Origin of the sequence: Paenibacillus sp. MZ03-122A (genome assembly GCF_024213325.1) — a bacterium.
GTDB classification, from domain to species: domain Bacteria; phylum Bacillota; class Bacilli; order Paenibacillales; family Paenibacillaceae; genus Paenibacillus; species Paenibacillus polymyxa_B.
Window position 1 is genome coordinate 12700 of record NZ_JANAVI010000014.1, and the last position, 17467, is coordinate 30166.

At 48.1% G+C, this 17467-nt stretch carries 13 protein-coding genes; 9 read left to right on the forward strand and 4 right to left on the reverse strand.

Features of this window, described 5'->3' with window-relative positions; translation table 11 throughout:
• Positions 1–95: 95 nt before the first annotated feature.
• The 3 genes from NLX74_RS21475 (at position 96) to NLX74_RS21485 (ending at position 2623) form a co-directional block, all read left to right on the forward strand.
• On the forward strand, positions 96–1061 hold the full coding sequence (locus NLX74_RS21475; RefSeq protein WP_254330023.1) for an ATP-dependent DNA ligase: 966 nt from the start codon (positions 96–98) through the stop codon (positions 1059–1061).
• 111 nt (positions 1062–1172) lie between these two features.
• Positions 1173–1715: a MarR family winged helix-turn-helix transcriptional regulator gene (locus NLX74_RS21480; protein ID WP_061830683.1), complete on the forward strand. Its 543-nt coding sequence runs from the start codon at positions 1173–1175 to the stop codon at positions 1713–1715.
• The gene (locus tag NLX74_RS21485; RefSeq protein ID WP_254330025.1) at positions 1700–2623 is read left to right on the forward strand and encodes an alpha/beta hydrolase; all 924 of its coding nucleotides are present in this window, start codon (positions 1700–1702) and stop codon (positions 2621–2623) included. Before NLX74_RS21480 ends, NLX74_RS21485 begins: the two co-directional genes overlap by 16 nt.
• 62 nt (positions 2624–2685) lie before the next feature.
• On the opposite strand, the gene NLX74_RS21490 is transcribed toward NLX74_RS21485, so the two are convergent.
• Positions 2686–3621 carry a manganese-dependent inorganic pyrophosphatase gene (locus NLX74_RS21490; protein WP_302058683.1) on the reverse strand — a complete coding sequence of 312 codons (936 nt, stop codon included), beginning with the start codon at positions 3619–3621 and terminating at the stop codon, positions 2686–2688.
• 362 nt (positions 3622–3983) lie between these two features.
• On the opposite strand from NLX74_RS21490, the gene NLX74_RS21495 reads away from it, so the two are divergent.
• Positions 3984–8276, forward strand: coding sequence for a S8 family serine peptidase (locus NLX74_RS21495; RefSeq protein WP_254330027.1), 4293 nt, complete (start codon positions 3984–3986; stop codon positions 8274–8276).
• 83 nt (positions 8277–8359) lie between these two features.
• On the opposite strand, the gene NLX74_RS21500 is transcribed toward NLX74_RS21495, so the two are convergent.
• Positions 8360–9850, reverse strand: a complete 1491-nt coding sequence (locus tag NLX74_RS21500) for a sensor histidine kinase (protein WP_254330029.1) — start codon at positions 9848–9850, stop codon at positions 8360–8362.
• The gene (locus NLX74_RS21505; RefSeq protein ID WP_254330031.1) at positions 9847–10533 is read right to left on the reverse strand and encodes a response regulator transcription factor; all 687 of its coding nucleotides are present in this window, start codon (positions 10531–10533) and stop codon (positions 9847–9849) included. The genes NLX74_RS21500 and NLX74_RS21505 overlap by 4 nt, the downstream gene beginning before the upstream one ends.
• A gap of 287 nt (positions 10534–10820) precedes the next feature.
• Here NLX74_RS21505 and NLX74_RS21510 point away from each other — a divergent pair, with 287 nt between their 5' ends.
• From NLX74_RS21510 to NLX74_RS21530, 5 genes are all read left to right on the forward strand, one after another.
• A complete protein-coding gene (locus NLX74_RS21510) occupies positions 10821–13139 on the forward strand; it encodes an ArnT family glycosyltransferase (RefSeq protein ID WP_254330033.1) in 2319 nt (772 codons plus the stop codon).
• A gap of 17 nt (positions 13140–13156) precedes the next feature.
• Positions 13157–14248 carry a glycosyltransferase family 2 protein gene (locus tag NLX74_RS21515; RefSeq protein WP_254330034.1) on the forward strand — a complete coding sequence of 364 codons (1092 nt, stop codon included), beginning with the start codon at positions 13157–13159 and terminating at the stop codon, positions 14246–14248.
• 3 nt (positions 14249–14251) lie between these two features.
• Complete coding sequence (locus NLX74_RS21520) at positions 14252–14674, forward strand: GtrA family protein (protein WP_235306991.1); 423 nt, start codon at positions 14252–14254, stop codon at positions 14672–14674.
• On the forward strand, positions 14671–15552 hold the full coding sequence (gene galU / locus NLX74_RS21525) for a UTP--glucose-1-phosphate uridylyltransferase GalU (RefSeq protein WP_254330036.1): 882 nt from the start codon (positions 14671–14673) through the stop codon (positions 15550–15552). Before NLX74_RS21520 ends, galU begins: the two co-directional genes overlap by 4 nt.
• A gap of 145 nt (positions 15553–15697) precedes the next feature.
• Positions 15698–16525: a class I SAM-dependent methyltransferase gene (locus NLX74_RS21530; protein WP_254330037.1), complete on the forward strand. Its 828-nt coding sequence runs from the start codon at positions 15698–15700 to the stop codon at positions 16523–16525.
• A gap of 166 nt (positions 16526–16691) precedes the next feature.
• Here the strand turns inward: NLX74_RS21530 and NLX74_RS21535 are convergent, their stop codons facing one another.
• Positions 16692–17438, reverse strand: a complete 747-nt coding sequence (locus tag NLX74_RS21535; RefSeq protein WP_165179626.1) for a glycerophosphodiester phosphodiesterase — start codon at positions 17436–17438, stop codon at positions 16692–16694.
• Positions 17439–17467: the final 29 nt, after the last annotated feature.

The following is a 17467-nucleotide window of genomic DNA, read 5'->3' on the forward strand; positions in this document are numbered from 1 at the left end:
TCCCCTATTTAGGAATCAGCGAAACATCACATACATAAAATAAGATCTATCGTCGACACTATATTTATTCCAATGAAGGCAAGGGAGGTGCTGCGTTGCGTACGGAATTAAAACCTGTCATCCCGTTTGAACCGGAACTGAGCGAAAAAGTACCTGTAGATGCAAAAGGCCTTTGGCGTTACGAAATAAAATGGGACGGTACGAGAATTTTGACGTATCACGACCAGGGCAGCACGCGTCTGTTCAACCGCAAGCAGCATGAACGTACGCTTTTATACCCGGAGCTTGCTCTCTTCCCCTCCTACTGTAAGGCTGATTCGGTCATATTGGACGGGGAAATGATCGCACTCGGTGCCGACGGTAAGCCATCGTTCCATGAAATTATGCGAAGGGATCTGATTCGTCGAACGGATCGAATTCAGTCAGCCTATGAAGCTGTACCCGCTACTTACATGTTGTTTGATATTGTTTATCTGAACGGGGAGTGGGTTCATCTTAAACCGTTACAGGAAAGGCTTGAACTGCTGCATCAGATCATCATACCGAATGAACGGATTCAACTGGCTCCCGCTCATCCTGATGGACAAGCTCTATTTCAGGTCATGTGCAGCCAAGGAATGGAAGGCATTGTGTGTAAAAAGCTGGATAGTCCGTACACATTGGGCGGAAAAGACGGACGATGGGTCAAAGTCAAAAATTATGGCGATATCATTGCCGTTATCGGTGGCTATACCCTAAATGGAGGCCTTATCAACGCTGTGTTGCTGGGCCAATATGATAAACAAGGAATGCTGCGCTATATCGGGCATGTGGGTACGGGTAAGCTGACTCGGGAAGATTGGCGTCAGCTTACCGAGCGCCTGCTGCCACATACCATATCGGAGCGACCTTTTAGCAATAGACCGGATCGGCATCAAGACGCATTTTGGGTGCAACCTATGTTTACCGCCAAGGTTCAATATAGTGAGTGGCGATGGCAAGAAGGACGTACCCTGCGCCAGCCCTCCATACAAGCCTTTGTGAATCAGGGCCTCGATCAGTGTATCGGCCCCTGGATATGACGTTTTGCAGATATATTTTTTAAAAAATGCAGAACAAAGTTTGTATAAATCATTGCAACCAGTGGTTAATTAAATTACAGTTAACTAATTAACTACATCGAGGTGGATCGCATGTTCTTTTTTTTGGACTCCGAAATTCGTCAACTGGCCTATAATCTCTTTCCAGGTGGCAATAAACCGATTGGTGTTTTGGTAGATTTATTTTCCATAACGTATGAAATACGCAAAAATATGGAAAAACGTTCACGTGAATTTGGTCTCTCCTACGGGCAATATATCGCGCTTTGTGTACTTTCAGCGCAAAGAGATGAAATGTCATCTCCTTCTGCTTTGGCTGATAAGATGGGTGTAAGCCGGGCAGCAATCAGTTCTATGGTTATTTCTCTCGAACAAGAGGGATTCATTAATAAATATGACGATCCCAATGACAAGCGGGGAGTGTTCGTGTCCCTGAACGATAAAGGAAGAAGTAAAATTCAACAGATGGATCCCTTTTTCCTAGGGCTGGCTTCACGTCTGATGTCAGACTTTAGTGAGTCGGAAATCTGTCAGTTCCAAACCTATTTGTCACGCGTACGTTCTGCGTTTGAAGATGTTAAAGGTTCGCGTCTAACCGACTCCAGAGAGGAGAGAGAAAAATGGTGCGAAGACTGAGACAAAAACTGTTCGTCAAACTTGCCCGCATATCGGCTGGCAGAATGGTAGCTGCGTCCGATTCCAAACCTTCGCATTCTCCCAAAGTACATCGGAAAGAAAGGATCATCCCCACCTCTATTGGTGACTCCAGGGTGATTGTATATGAACCTTCTCACCGGTCTGCTGATCCACTCCCTGTATTCGTTAATTTCCATGGCAGCGGTTTTGTAATGGGTAGCGCCGAGATGGATGATCCCTGGTACCCGGTCATTGCTGAACGTGCGAATTGCGTCGTCGTTAATGTTGATTATCGCTTGGCCCCAGAACATAAATTCCCTATCCCGCTACAGGAAAGCTATGAGGTGACCCAATGGTTGTACAAGCATCCTGATGTGCTTAACGTAGATCCTCAACGCATTGCGGTCGGGGGGCACAGTGCGGGTGGCAATCTAGCGGCGGCGCTGTGTCTTATGGCCCGGGAGCGCAAGGAATTTCCGATTGTATATCAGGTACTGGATTACCCACCACTGGATATTGCTACAGATCCCAAATTGAAGCCCCAATTCGAGAAGGGGATTCCGCCACGAGTAGCAAAAATCTTTAATGAAAGTTATCTGAACTCACCAGATGAGGCGCGAAATCCGTTGGTTTCCCCCATTTTTGCAGAATCACTACATAATCTCCCTCCTGCTCTGATCATAACTGCGGAGTTGGACTCCTTGGCTGACGAAGCCGAGTTGTATGCCAAACGGCTGATTGAAGCAGATGTCCCCGTGAAATATAAAAAATACATGGGTGCCGCACATACCTTTACCCATAGCGGCGATCTCGCTGTAGCTGAAAACGCCTGGCACCTGATGAGCGATCAGTTGAAATTGGCATTTGAATTCCGCATCGGAGATGTCCTGGCAGAACTGAAGAAATAAAAATAAGCCTCCTGCTTCCACTGCCATTATGCAGTCGGGGTCAGGAGGCTTATTATTTATCATTACAAACTGTTAAAAGCGTCAGTCAATACAGGCACAATTTGCGATTTGCGCGATACAACGCCTTTTAGAACAGCCTTATTGTCGTCCAACTGAACATTATAGGCTTTCTCAACCGCTTGTGCTTGGCTTCCCAGGGCAATACCAATGGAATCACTGTTCACGATGTCTGTTACAACGAACAGGAACAGATCGAGATTTTTGGCCTCAATGGTTTGGGATAATGCAGCTTCTAGGTCAGCTTGACGTGATAGCACATCGTTGACGTCTACTGCGTTCACTTGAGCAATTTCCACTTTGCGACCATTCATCTGAAATTCTTTGGCATCCAGACTTACTAACTGTTCAATGGTATGACCACTCAAATCAGCTCCCGCTTTAAGCAAGTCAAAACCGTAACGATCTGCATCTACACCAGCAATTTCAGCCAGTTCACGAGCAGCAGCTACGTCTTGATCCGTGCAGGTTGGGGATTTAAACAACAGGGAATCGGAAATAATCGCGGACAACATTAGACCTGCGATTTCTTTCGGAATCGCTATACCATTTTCCTTGTAGAGCTTGTTCAAAATGGTGGCTGTGCAACCCACCGGCTCAGCGCGGAAGTATAACGGCTGGCTTGTTTCAAAGTTAGCGATCCGGTGATGGTCGATGACTTCAGCTACACGTACCTTGTCAATATCAGCGGCGCTTTGCTGGCGTTCATTATGATCGACCAGAATGACGTTGTCCGTTTCAGCAGCAACCTGCTCAACCAGACGTGGCGCGCTCACTTTGAAATAATCCAGTGCATACTGGGTTTCCCCGTTCACCTCGCCCAGACGAACCGGCTCTACGTCCGCGCCCAGTTTGGTTTTTAAGTCTGCATAAGCAATAGCTGAGCAAATGGTATCCGTATCCGGATTTTTATGCCCGAAAATCAACGTTTTTGCCAACATAATCGACTCCTTTGCCTTAGGCATTTTACATGATTGTGAAACCTCAACAATTCCAATGCAGATTATATCATTAAATCTCGCATTCTCCCATTCCCCTTTGATTGTTTTCAAAAATAATCTAGTAAATTCATAACATTTCCATGGAATCTACATGTAATGTTACCCTTATTTTTTCTAAAAATATAAAAAAAATATAGTAATATATCCCACCAATATGGTAAGATATGCCTCAAAACTGGCAAGTTAGTCACCAGTGGTCAATTCTATTATTTTAGATATTAAGGGAGGCGTGAGAACAACGGCAGTGGCTTCAAATCCTAGTATGTAGACATATCATATTTTGATTGAAAAGAGGGAAATCTTTGAAAAAGCCGATCATTTTGAAAAAAATACCTGTCGTATCACTCGCTCTTGCCTTGACGGTAAGCTTGTCTCTGCCGTCTGTCAGTTCTGCTGCTACCGCAGATCTACAACTCAACTCATTTTTGGAAGCTCAGCAAGCATTGACTATTGAGGCGGCTCCGGCCTTCATTTCGCCAGAGCTAAGCACAGACTCTTCCCGCCAGGTCAGAGTCATCGTACAGCTTGATGGTGAGCCCTTAGCCGTGGACAAATATGCGGCACGTTCAGGCGTCCAAGCTTTCACAGCTCAATCTGAGCAAAAAGCGGAATCCGCGATTGCCACCGAGCAAACTACGTTCGTGGACCAAGCCGCTGAGCATGGTATTTCTCTCCAGGTGAATTACCAGTACAACACGGTGCTTAACGGCTTGGAGGTCACATTGCCGGCCAATAAGATTCCAGAACTGGCTAAACTGCCAGGCGTAAAATCCATTCATGAAAACAAAACGTATTATTCCATCCCCGTACAGGACCCGCCAACACTTACAGCCAGTGAAGCCACTTATGATAACGCACCGCTGGACCAGATTGGTGTTCCTGAAGCCTGGGCCAAAGGATTGAATGGCGAGGGAATCAAGGTCGGGGTTATTGATACCGGTATCGATTATGAGCATCCGGATTTGAAAGAAGCCTATAAAGGCGGATATGACTCTTTTGAACAGGACAACGACCCTTACGAGGAACCGTTCCTTGAAAAAGAGAATGACCCATACGGCACAGGTTTTAGCGGAACGACACATGGTACTCACGTCTCCGGCACGATTGCCGGTAAAGCCGCAAATAAATCCTCAGATATTGTACAAAAGGGTATTGCCTATAAATCGGACTTATACGTGTATAAAGTGCTTGGACGCAATACCAAGACGGGTCGTTCCTCCGGTTCCTCCGCACAGGTCATTGATGGCATTGAACGCGCTGTCAAAGATGGTATGAACGTCATTAACCTGTCGCTGGGCTCGGATTCCGAAAAGGACCCGAACTCCCCGGATTCCATTGCTATTAATAATGCTGTACTTTCCGGCGTAGTCGCGGTCATAGCGAATGGTAATGCGGCACAGGATGGCCCCTATTTTTATTCCATGGGTTCTCCCGCAACATCACAGCTGGCGATTTCCGTCGGTGCAGCTACTTCGCCGAGCAAAAGCTTCTCAGGTACAGCTTCGGTCACCCGTGACACCTATTGGGAGGCTAACGGTGAATTGAAAAAGACCGTAACTGATGATGCTTATGCACATTATGATTTTAATTTGATGGGCTGGGAGACAGGTAGAGAAGACTTTGCCTCCATTTTGGGAACTGCCCCTTATGAGCTCGTATATGCGAATCTGGGACAACCTGATGATTTTGAAGGGAAAGACGTAGCAGGAAAAATCGTCCTCGTTTCACGCGGTAACTTGGCATTCGTGGATAAAATCACAAATGCGAAAAAAAACGGTGCGAAGGCTGTTATCGTTTTTAATGGGAATACGAAAGCGGGCGACATCACCAAAGCTGATTTAGGGGAAAGTATTTCAGGTCGCGATGACTATGTTAATTCCAATTTGGGTGACAGCTTTGACTTTATTCCAACCTTTGACATGAAAGGTAAGGAAGGCCGTGCACTGGCTAAACAAATCGTAGACAACGCTGGAGAAAAGTTCTCAGTTTCCTTTGGAGCAGACTATATTCGCACAGATAATGCAGGTAATACCATGGCCGATTTCAGCTCCCGCGGACCGAACGGAGATGAACTGCTCAGTATCAAACCGGACGTGAGCGCACCAGGTGTTGGCATTTTATCAACCTACCCTGCTTTCGCCAAGTTCTATCCAGATGCATCGTATGAGCAGGCTTACAAACGTAGCAACGGTACAAGTATGGCGTCTCCACATGTGGCTGGGCTTGCTGTGCTGCTGAAGCAACAGCATCCAAACTGGACACCGTTTGATATCCGCGCTGCTCTGGCAAACACATCGGTTACACTCTTTGATGAGGATAAAATCCAATATGATGTGTATTCCCAAGGTGCAGGCCTTGTAAACATCGCTAATGCGATTCAGACCCCAGCCCTGCTGGAAACCGTCGAAAAGATTACGATTCTCGACAAAAACTTTAATCGGCAGGAGGTTGTGAATTATAATCCTTCTGCCAGCTTCGGGGTGTTACGACCTGGTAGTGATGCTAAGCAGATTCAGCTTCAACTCAAAAACTTGTCGGCTAACACTGTGCAATATGAAGCCAGCACCGTTTTACATGATAATGTAACTTCTGATCCAACTCAACCGATTGCTACACCTGACGTGAGCAACATTGCCGTTCAGTTGCAAGGTGTCGGCGCGAATGGAGCAATCTCGGCAGAACCGGGTAAATCGCAACCGTTCTTCCTGTCTGTACAACCAAATTCGGGTGCAGCCACAGGTGTATATGAAGGGGAAGTTATTCTGAAAAGCGCCGGACTGCCAACGCTTCATCTGCCGTTCGTCGTTCATGTCGGCAAAGAAAACCCTACAACTGGCTTTGGCTTGCAGGACTTGAGTGTCACCAACCCAATTATTTATCCGAGTCGTACAGGTGCTCAACGCTCAACAGATTTGGCATTCCGCCTGACTACGGATAAAACGAACCTGATCGCGCTCTATGTGTACGGCGTAGATGACAAGTTAATCGGTCTAATCGATGGAATTACGACCTCCAAGGAACAAGGTGACAATGCACGCCTCAAACAAGGCGTCTACTCCTTTAAGGGCATTGACGGAAGTTACGTCGAATTAGATGACAAGGGAAACTCTGTTCTGGATGCTAACGGTCAGCCCGTGATTCAGCATTTGAAGGACGGCGTATACAAGCTGGAAGTCAGCGCTCCGGAGCTGAATGCAAAAGGCGAAGTCGAGAGTACTACTAAAGGTCCTAAACTCTTCACCGCCACTAAAGCTATTCGCGTGGATAATAGCGCCGCATCTAGCGGTAGTGGTGGAGGCGGAGGTGGTGGAGGTGGCGGCAGAAGCAATACTACACCTTCTGCTACAACGAACACATCCACTCCTGTCCCTACATCTGCACCTTCACTTCAAAGCGTTGTGAAACAAGGACAGGCTGTTAAAACTATCACTACAGCCGTTGCATTGAACAATAATGTACAGTCGCTGACAGTAACCGATGCAGATTTGCAGGCTGCCGTGACAGCAGCAGGTTCCAGCCCGACAGCTATTGTACTGTCGGCTACTAGCCAAGCAGGCCAAACGACGAAGGCATCGCTCACTTCCACACAACTGGTAACGTTGGGCAAGGCTTCAGCAGGAAGCAGCTTGATTGTAAGCAATACAGGCTCTTCTATGGCTTTGCCAGTATCCGCTCTGAAAAATGTTCCTGCTGGTGCAGGCATTGAAGTGGTAATCAGCAGCCAGACAGAGGCGAGCAGCACTTTTACAAGTAAGCTGAAAGGCTCCAATGTGATCGGCACCCCGGTAGGGTTTGAAGCTAATGTTGTCACTGGTGGCAAGAGTCAATCACTCAAAGTTGCTCCAGGACAGTTTATTAGCAGATCCTTTACCTTACCTGGTCAAATTGATTCCAATACAGCCGGTGTACTTTATACGGCAAACAGAAATGTCTATCCCGTTCCATCCGTCTTCACCAAGCAGGCTGATGGATCTACCGTCGTCAAGGTAAGCCGTCCGGGCTTCTCGACGTATGCAGCGGCGACACGTCCCGTTAGCTTTGAAGATATTTCATCGTCGTATGCCCAATCGGAAATTCAATCGCTAGCGAACAAGTTGCTGATTAACGGCACGACTGACACAACTTTCTCACCGAAAAAGAACGTGACACGTGCAGAATTTTCAGCCCTGGTAACCCGAGCACTCGGCCTGACACCGGGTACTGCTGCACCATTCAGTGATATCCCGGCAGGTAGCTGGTACTCCGGCGATGTAGCAGCCGCTTATGAAGCTGGTTTGATTACGGGTCGCAGCAGCGACAAGTTTGATCCGAACGCTAATATCAGTCGTCAAGAAATTGCTGTCGTGCTGGGTAAAGCTGTAGATCTGCTTCAAATCAAAGCAGCAGTCGATGGTCCTGCACGCACACCGTACCATGATGCTTCATCCTTTGCAGGCTATGCCAAGGACAGTATTGAAAAAGTAAGTGCAGCAGGTATTATCAACGGAGCAGCGATTAAAGGCTCCTCCTACTTCCAGCCGAATGCACCTACAACCCGTGAGGCATCCGCCAAGGTGCTGCACGTGCTTTTACAAAAAGCTTCGCTGATTAACTAACAATAGAAAAGCCTCCCGAGCCGTGTTATAACCAAAGCTGCGGTTCGGGGGGCTATTTTTATGTTACGCCATAATCTTAAAAACTATACTGTTCCCGCTAAAGGTAGCGTTACTTTGAATACACTTCCCGTTCCCGGTGTGCTTTCAGCCGTAATGTTCCCGCCATGTGCTTCCACGATAGACTGTGTAATGGCCAGACCAAGGCCCGCCCCGCCTGAGCTACGTGTACGCGATTCATCTCCACGATAAAAACGTTCAAATATCCGCTCCAGCTGTTCTTTACTCATGCCTGGTCCGTTATCACGAATTTGGATATCCACCAATTTCTTACCTGCAGATAGGTTTACCTGGATCACACCTCTTTCCATATCAGTATGCTGAACAGCATTGTGAAACAGGTTGAGCACTACCTGCTTGATTTTATCCCCCTCTGCCAACACCCGTATACCTGCCGTCATATCAAAAACTACCCTACGTGTACCTGCCAGCATAAGGAGCTGCGGTTTCATTTCCAACAGCAACGCGTCTAGTGGTATGTCTTCCAGTTTCAACTCCGGTGTTCGGTCCAGCTTAGCCAACAATAGTAAATCAGAGACCAATTTATTCATCCGCTTGGATTCACCGTACATACTTTCTAGTGCCGATTGAAGCTGCTTCGGATTAGATGCTGCTCCACGAAGCAGCACTTCCAAGAAACCGTGAATAGATGTGAGCGGGGTGCGCAGTTCATGGGAAGCATCCGCAATAAATCGTCTCATCTGCATCTGCAATTCCCGTTCGGCAGCAAACGAATGCTCCAACCGTTCCAGCATCCCGTTAAATGAAACTGCCAAACGATCCACCTCATACTGCCCCTGCTCTGCGTCAAAGCGCTCGTCCAAATTGCCGGCATCAATACGTTTGACTGCCTCGACCATTCTGGAAAGGGGCACCAATGTGCGTCGCAGCACAGGGAGCATAAGCGCCAACCCAATCGCAAGCGCAATCAGTGACAATAAAATAAAGGTGCGGAGCTGGTTAATCAACTGCTCTTGCATAGAATTCGTGGATACGCCCATTTGAAGTAAACCGGACGAACGGTCAGGTGGACCGAGCGGACGGAATACAACCAGTTGCTCTTTCCCCTGAGCATCCGTGATTAATTGATAGCCGTGACGCATACGTTTGCTCTGCTGCATCGCATGATATTGCTCAGTGGCGAGACGTGGCGGCTTAAGCCCGTTTTCGTTGGACAAGCTCTGGAAGGTGCCATCTATATCTATAGAAGCGAGCGACATATCTGGCCAGAACAAAAACGGCCCCGGTCGATTATTCCTCCGATTGGTTTGTTCTCGGGGAGCGGTTACCCCACTCTGCTCCTGTGAATCCTTAATCAATAAATCGGCAGGAATTGAATTCAGCTGCGTATCCATAGCTTCTGCCCGACTGCGATACAGAAAATCTTTCATCAGAAAATATTGTAGAAAACCAATTAATACGAGCAGTAAAGCCAAAATGAGTAACGTTCTGGCTAAAAGCTGGGATCGGAGAGAACGGAGCGCATATTTCCTCCGACTTTTCCCTCCCGCCTTCATAGCAGATCCACCCGGTATCCCACACCGCGCAGCGTACGAATGACCCGGTGCTCCTTGTCTTTGAGTTTTTCACGTAAGGAGCGGATGTACACTTCAACAATATTATCCTCGCCCCCAAAATCGTACCCCCATACCCGGTCCAGTATACGACTTTTACTCAGCACAATCCCGTGGTTTAGCACCAGAAACTTCAATAGTTCATATTCGGTAGGCGACAGCTCCAGCACCTGACTCTGATAACGAATTTCCTTCCGTCGATCATCCACTTGAAAGGGTCCGTGAACCACTTCGCCCAGCAGATCGGGGAACTGATTGCGCAAGCGCGCTTCAATGCGAGCCAGCAACTCATTAAAACTGAAGGGCTTCACGACATAATCATCCGCGCCGATTTTCAAACCCTTTACCCGATCGTCTACATCATCCTTGGCGGTCAGCATAATAACCGCGATGTTATCCTTCGTCTCCTTGAGACTTTGGCACACCTCAAAACCGTTCATTTCCGGCATCATCACATCCAGCACCGCTACATGCGGACGAAACTCTCTTGCCAAATCGAGCGCTTCACTCCCGTTCTCGGCGGTTCTGACTTCGTATCCTTCATTAATCAGTCCAAGCTCTAAAAATTGCAAAATATGAGGCTCATCATCTGCCAGCATAATTTTAACTCCGTGTATTGGATTCATTATTAATCTTCCCTTTCATGTTGCCGCATTTTTCTCATAAAAAAGTCGGTTCATTTTTCACCTGTATCTAATATACCTGAATCCTGTCGCAAAAAAAGCACCTCTGCTCAGCTTTCAGCTAACGTTCAGGGAGCGCTCAGAACCCATTAAGGTACGTATGACATGATAATAGCAAGCCGGTAGTTCACCGGGCCAAGATCAGAAGCGACTGGTCATTCCGCAGTCCTGAAGATAGCGGCTAGAACAACGGAATAATACAAAGAATTTTCACAGGGAGTGGAATGAACATGATTAAGAAATGGTTTAAGACCAGGGCGGACATCCCCCTGATCATCATTATGCTGATATCCGCATTTTTGAACGGATACAACATCTGGCAAGACAAATATGTAAACACCTACTATACGACGGCCGTAGCAAGCATGCTACAGAGCTTTCACAACTTCTTTTTCGCCTCACTTGATTCTGCCGGATCAGTAACGGTAGACAAACCGCCTGTGGTGTTCTGGATTCAGACACTGAGCGCCTATATATTCGGGCTTCACGGATGGAGCGTTATCTTGCCACAGGCGCTAGCTCAGGTCGGATCGGTCTTGCTCGTTTACTTGCTCGTCAAACCGAGCTTCGGTACGATGGCCGCACGATTGGCCGCCTTCGCCATGGCAACGACACCGATAGCCGTAGCGGTCAGCCGCACGAATAACATCGACGCTATGTTGGTCTTCACACTGTTGCTCGCAACATGGCTATTGTTCAGAGGCATTAGAAATAGCAAAACCGGGCTGATCCTTGCTGCTTTCGCAGTCGTAGGCATCGCCTTTAACGAAAAAATGTTGCAAGCCTATATGATCGTTCCCTCATTGGGACTGTTCTATCTGCTGGCTTCCAAGTTTAACTGGAAGCGAAAAGCAGTAACACTGGCAGGATCAGCAGTTGTCCTCCTGATCGTATCGCTCTCCTGGGCAGTCGTAGTGGACTCCACTCCGGCAGATGAACGCCCTTATATGGGGAGTAGCGGTACCAATTCTGTGCTGAATTTGGCCTTTGGTTATAACGGCCTGTCCCGTCTGACAGGAGATCAGGGTACAGGTGGCAATCGTGGCGGTGAACGCATGGATCGGAACAATAACGCTACAACGAATAGCGGCAATACGAGCACGGATCAGGCTCAGACGACTACATCATCGGACAGTACTACCACTACGGGTGACTCTGGTGCCAACAACATGGCAGCAGGCGGATTCGGCGGCAACGGGCAAGGTGGTCCTGGAGACGGGCAAGGTGGCCAGGGTGGTCCTGGCGGTGGACCGGGAGGAAATTCCGGTGGTGGTATGTTCGGCACTGGCGAAAAAGGACCTTTGCGGTTGTTCCAATCTTCCCTGTCAGGTCAAGCCAGCTGGCTGCTTCCATTCGCATTGATTGCTTCCATCGGTCTGCTTGCAAGCATTCGACGTCGTAATATCACACAAAAGCACAAAGAGGTCATCTTCTGGCTGGCCTGGTTGATTCCCGTAGCTGCATTTTTCAGCGTAGCAGGATTCTTCCATCATTATTACCTGATTATGCTCGCGCCACCAATTGCAGCGCTCTTTGGAGCAGGATTCGTAGAATTGTGGAAGCAGTATCGTGAGCGTTCCAACTGGCTCTCCTGGCTGTTACCCGCCGCAGTATTGGCAACCTCGGTATTTAGCTGGTTTATTTTGCAAAATTACAACGATACCATTGGTAGTAGCTGGTCCATCGCGGTATTGATCCTAGGGATCATCGGCACGGCGCTACTGGTAGTAGCACGAATGAAATCTGAGAAGTTCATAAGATTCGCCATCATTGCAAGTGTACTCGCTATGTTTATCGGTCCTGCATACTGGGCATTGACACCGATCGTCTACGGGGGGAACAGCATGATTCCACAAGCCGGACCGACTCAATTTGGCGGCGGTGGTGGCGGAATGCCGGGTGGCAATGATCGCACTAGAGGCCAGAGCGCTAATGGACAACAAGCCGAAGGAACTCAAACGAATAACCAGACCAATAATGTAGAGAATTCCAGTCCTGATGGAAATACTTCAAGCACACAAACAAGTACAGACACGGAACAAAAATCTTCTACCCGTTCCAGAGGAATGGGGGGACCCAACGGTAGCCAAAGTTTAGATCAAAAAACGTTGAGCTATTTGCAAAAAAACAACACAGGTGAAACCTACCTTTTCGCAGCAAGTAATTATTCAACGGCTGCTCCTTACCTGGTCGAGGCCGGACAAAAAGTAATTATTATGAACGGTTTTGTATCTTCCGATCCAGTCTATACCGTCGATAAAATCAAGGCGCTGGTGGAAAGCGGCCAAGTGAAGTACTTCATGATTTCTGGTGGAGGCGGCGGACCGGACGGCGGTAACTCTGAAGTCACTGCATGGATCAAAGAACACGGCAAAGTGATCCCTACAGATGAATGGAAAACAACAACAGGCGAAACAAGTACAGACGTTAAAGCAACCGAGAGCGGAAGCGACACCACAAACAGCAATGCAAACGCCCAGGATGGTCAAGGTGGCCCTGGCGGAGACGAACGTGGCGGAAGCGGTACTTTATACGAAATCACATTATAAATGAGGAGGAACTACGAATGAGTGAACCCATCCGTTATTCCATAGTTATTCCGATGTACAACGAGGAAGCCGTTATTACGGAAACCTACCGGAGGCTGAAACAAGTCATGGGCTCAATGGGTGAGCCCTACGAGTTGATCTTCGTAAATGATGGAAGTTCGGACCGCAGCGTCCAATTGATCAAGGAATTCAGTCTCAGAGATGACACCATTGTATTGATTGATTTCTCTCGCAATTTTGGTCATCAGCTAGCGATTACCGCCGGGATGGATTATGCGGTGGGAGAGGCGGTCGTCGTCATTGACGCCGACCTCCAGGACCCGCCGGAACTGATTGTTGAGATGGCTAATAAGTGGAAGGAAGGCTATGAAGTGGTCTACGCCAAACGGCTCAAACGCAATGGCGAAACTCGCTTCAAAAAATGGTCTGCCAGCCTCTTCTACCGTGTACTTAAAGCATCAACGGATATTAATATCCCAGTCGACACCGGGGACTTCCGTCTAATGGATCGCAAGGTCATAGAAGAATTGAAACGGCTACCGGAAAATAACCGATTCGTTCGTGGACTGGTCAGCTGGATCGGGTTCAAACAAACTGCTGTAGAATATGAGCGCGACGAGCGGCTCGCAGGCGAAACCAAGTATCCGTTGAAACGAATGATCAAGCTCAGTCTGGACGGGATCACATCCTTTTCGATTAAACCGCTTAAGCTGGCAGGGTATATCGGTGCGCTTCTATCCATGTCCGGCTTCCTGTATCTGATGTACGTATTGTTTCTCAACTTTTTCACCGATTCCTATGTGATGAAGGGCTGGTCGTCTATGATTAGCATCAGCCTGATCTTCGACGGGGTGATCCTGATCATTCTCGGTATTATGGGTGAATATGTTGGACGGATTTATGACGAAACCAAAGCACGTCCGCTTTACATTGTCCGTGAGCATCTGGGTGGACAATACGAAAACGGTCCGACACATGCTATGAAAGCCCCTGAACCCCGTGAATCCCTGTACATGCAAGGAGCCCGTGACAGTCTGATTTCGGCAGGACGCACAGTGCGCGGCAACAGTGCGGTATATACCGGACCCAAATCCGGTCATGGAGCCTAAACCATGAAAAGTCGCATGGCCCAGCTGCTTCCTATGATCCGATTTGGTATCGTAGGTCTGGTGAATACGGGTGTAGATTATATCATTTTTATGCTGCTGGCTTGGGTCGGGGTACCGGTTATTGTGGCGCAGATCATTTCGTACAGCTGCGGCACAGCCAACAGTTATATTTTGAACAGCAAATGGACATTCAACAAACAACTATCAAACAACACTAATAAGCGTCAATTACCTAAATTTATCGTCATCAACCTGATCGTTTTGGGGATAACCTCCTTATTACTGCAAGTGCTTCACACTGGAACCGAGCTGCCACTTGCTTTAAGCAAGCTGATCGCGACCGCAGCCGGAATGATCATCAATTATATCGGGAGCCGATACTGGGTATTCGGTTCCCCATCACGAAAGGAAAGTGAGTTTCTATGAGAAAAATTACAAAAGCTGTTATTCCAGCCGCCGGATTAGGAACCCGTTTTCTACCAGCTACGAAAGCTTTACCGAAAGAGATGCTTCCAATCGTAGACAAGCCGGCTATTCAATATATCGTAGAAGAAGCCATCAAGTCCGGAATTGAGAGCATCATTATCGTAACGGGGCGTAATAAAAAAGCCATCGAGGATCATTTTGACAAGTCTGTGGAGTTGGAGCAGGTACTGGAGAGCAAAGGTAAATATGATCTCCTACGTGAAGTTCAAAGCATCGGGGGTAAAGCAGTCATTCACTATATCCGTCAAAAAGAACCCCTCGGCCTGGGACATGCGGTCAGCTGCGCTCGTCAGTTCATTGGCGATGAGCCCTTCGCCGTGTTGCTGGGCGATGATATTATGAATTCCTCCACCCCGGCGATTCGTCAAATGATGGATGTTTACGAAGCGACTGGCAAGCAAGTGGTCGGCGTGCACACAGTGGAAGAACAGGATGTAAGTAAATACGGCATTATTGACTCCACTCACCAGAACGGTCTCATTCATGAAGTCGGTGGACTTGTTGAAAAACCTTCTCCGGCAGAGGCTCCTTCGCGGCAGGCAGTCATTGGTCGGTATGTGTTGGAGCCTTCCATTTTCTCTATATTGGAAAACCTGTCCACTGGAGCGGGCGGTGAATACCAATTGACAGATGCCCTTCATCAAGTAGCATTGCAGAACCAACTGCTCGCATTAGAGCTGGAAGGCACACGTTATGATATTGGAGATAAAGCTGGATATCTGGAAGCCGTGCTCCACATGGGTATGCAACGCGAAGATTTGCGTCCGATGCTTGACTCCATGATGCGCGAGTGGGCACTTGCTTCAATGATAAAATAGGGGAATTTCCTCCCTCCGAAATCCGACGGGTGCTGTGAAATCACGAGAGTAGATGGATGAACATGTAAACTTGTACAATATAGGAGTACATCAGCATTTGAATCTACACGGCCGCCTCAGTCGAAACTAAGGAGGAAAAGGACCTATGATACCTGAGGGAAATCTGCAAAGTAATGTGGATCGTTTCAACGGTTTTGCCGACAACTACGATCAGCACCGCCCGGAAGCACCGTCACTCGTCGTGGAAATCATCAGCCGCTATCTGGAGCGAAATGTAGAGCTAGTTGCCGATATTGGCTGCGGTACAGGACTTTCAACTTTCATATGGGAAAACGCCGCTCGGCAAATCGTCGGTATCGAGCCTAACCCGGACATGAGAGGAAAAGCACAGCACAAGCTGGAAACAGCAGGAACGACAATGGCAGAAACCATTTCCTTCAAAAGCGGATTCTCCAACAACCTGCCCTTTGAGGACGGAACTGTAGACGTCATCACCTGCTCTCAATCCTTTCACTGGATGGACCCCGAGAGCACGCTTCAGGAAGCGGGCAGGGTCTTGGCTCGGGGCAGCGTGTTCGCAGCCTTTGACTGTGACTGGCCTCCGGTGCTGCAATGGCAGATAGAGCAAGCTTATACAGAGATTATCACCAAGGCGGATACCCTTTTGGTACAAGAAGCCCCAGTAGAGCAGCAAGCTCATAAATGGAGCAAGGATCAGCATTTAGCTAATCTTCACCGCAGCGGACAATTCCGATATACCCGGGAGATTGTCTTTCACAACCGTGAGCAGTGTGACGCAGCTCGTTATACAGGGCTCGCTCTCAGCCAAGGGGGTATTCAAAGTCTCTTCAAACTGGGCAATCGAGCGCTTGACGACGATGTAGCCCGCTTCGTGAAGCTGGTAGAGAATCATTTTCAGGGCAGAACACTAGATATCCTGTTCAGCTATCGCATGCGGCTCGGCATCAAGTAGAAAGGAATCAAGGTCATCGTGGATGATACGCTCTCCGGCTTAAGGCAAAAAAAGACTCTCCCTCGTCTCGTAAAAACGAGTGCGTATAGGAGAGTCTTTTTCACTTCAATAAATAGCCACAGTCATATCCCTGCAAACCTAAGTCGCAGTTCCGCTGTGTTTCGACTTAGGAAGAGCGAACAGCCAACAAATGCGCCAACCGATCAGGATAGTCCGTGATGATGCCGTTCACCCCGGCCTCCAGCAGACGCTTCATTTCTTCCGGTTCATTCACCGTCCATGGGTGGTAGACAACGCCTAATGCCAAAGCCTCTGATACAGCTTCTGGTGTAACAACTTGTTTGTAGGCATGAAGTGCTGTAACCCCGAATTGGGTGGCATACTCCGATGGACGAACCATAATTTCAATATACAGCGCCCCCGTCTTGATCTCAGGAGCAAGCTGCGCACAGAGCGCCAGCGATTCGTGATTGAAGCTGGATATGATTACCCGCTGTTCCAACCCAAAACGCTTCACAGCAGCAATAACCTCTTCCTCCATTCCCGGATAGAGATAAATGCTATTTTTCAACTCTAAATTAATAATTGTATTCGAGGACTGGGCTAGTTCCAGTAGCTCATCCAGCATCGGGACCCGTTCACCTCGGAATTTCTCATCAAACCAGCTGCCCGCATCCAGTTTATTTAATTCTTCTAGCGTAATATCCTTTACATCCAGTGAGCAACCTGTCGTACGCTTCAGCGACTCATCGTGAATTAGCACCAGATGCCCATCTTGGGTGCGCTGCACATCCGTTTCTATACCTGTTGCTCCCAGTTCCAAGGCGTGGCGGAATGCCGCCATCGTATTCTCGGGACATACACCTGAAGCTCCGCGGTGTGCGAAATTAATCACCTTTTCGGTTACAGTCACAACATAACCCCTCCTGTCATTTCACAGGA

Bases quoted from the DNA above. Each gene is read 5' to 3' on its own strand.
- NLX74_RS21480 (WP_061830683.1), top strand. From the start codon at position 1,173: ATGTTCTTTTTTTTGGACTCCGAAATTCGTCAACTGGCCTATAATCTC.
- NLX74_RS21485 (WP_254330025.1), top strand. From the start codon at position 1,700: ATGGTGCGAAGACTGAGACAAAAACTGTTCGTCAAACTTGCCCGCATA.
- NLX74_RS21490 (WP_302058683.1), bottom strand. From the start codon at position 3,621: ATGTTGGCAAAAACGTTGATTTTCGGGCATAAAAATCCGGATACGGAT.
- NLX74_RS21500 (WP_254330029.1), bottom strand. From the start codon at position 9,850: ATGAAGGCGGGAGGGAAAAGTCGGAGGAAATATGCGCTCCGTTCTCTC.
- NLX74_RS21505 (WP_254330031.1), bottom strand. From the start codon at position 10,533: ATGAATCCAATACACGGAGTTAAAATTATGCTGGCAGATGATGAGCCT.
- NLX74_RS21510 (WP_254330033.1), top strand. From the start codon at position 10,821: ATGATTAAGAAATGGTTTAAGACCAGGGCGGACATCCCCCTGATCATC.
- NLX74_RS21515 (WP_254330034.1), top strand. From the start codon at position 13,157: ATGAGTGAACCCATCCGTTATTCCATAGTTATTCCGATGTACAACGAG.
- NLX74_RS21520 (WP_235306991.1), top strand. From the start codon at position 14,252: ATGAAAAGTCGCATGGCCCAGCTGCTTCCTATGATCCGATTTGGTATC.
- galU (WP_254330036.1), top strand. From the start codon at position 14,671: ATGAGAAAAATTACAAAAGCTGTTATTCCAGCCGCCGGATTAGGAACC.
- NLX74_RS21530 (WP_254330037.1), top strand. From the start codon at position 15,698: ATGATACCTGAGGGAAATCTGCAAAGTAATGTGGATCGTTTCAACGGT.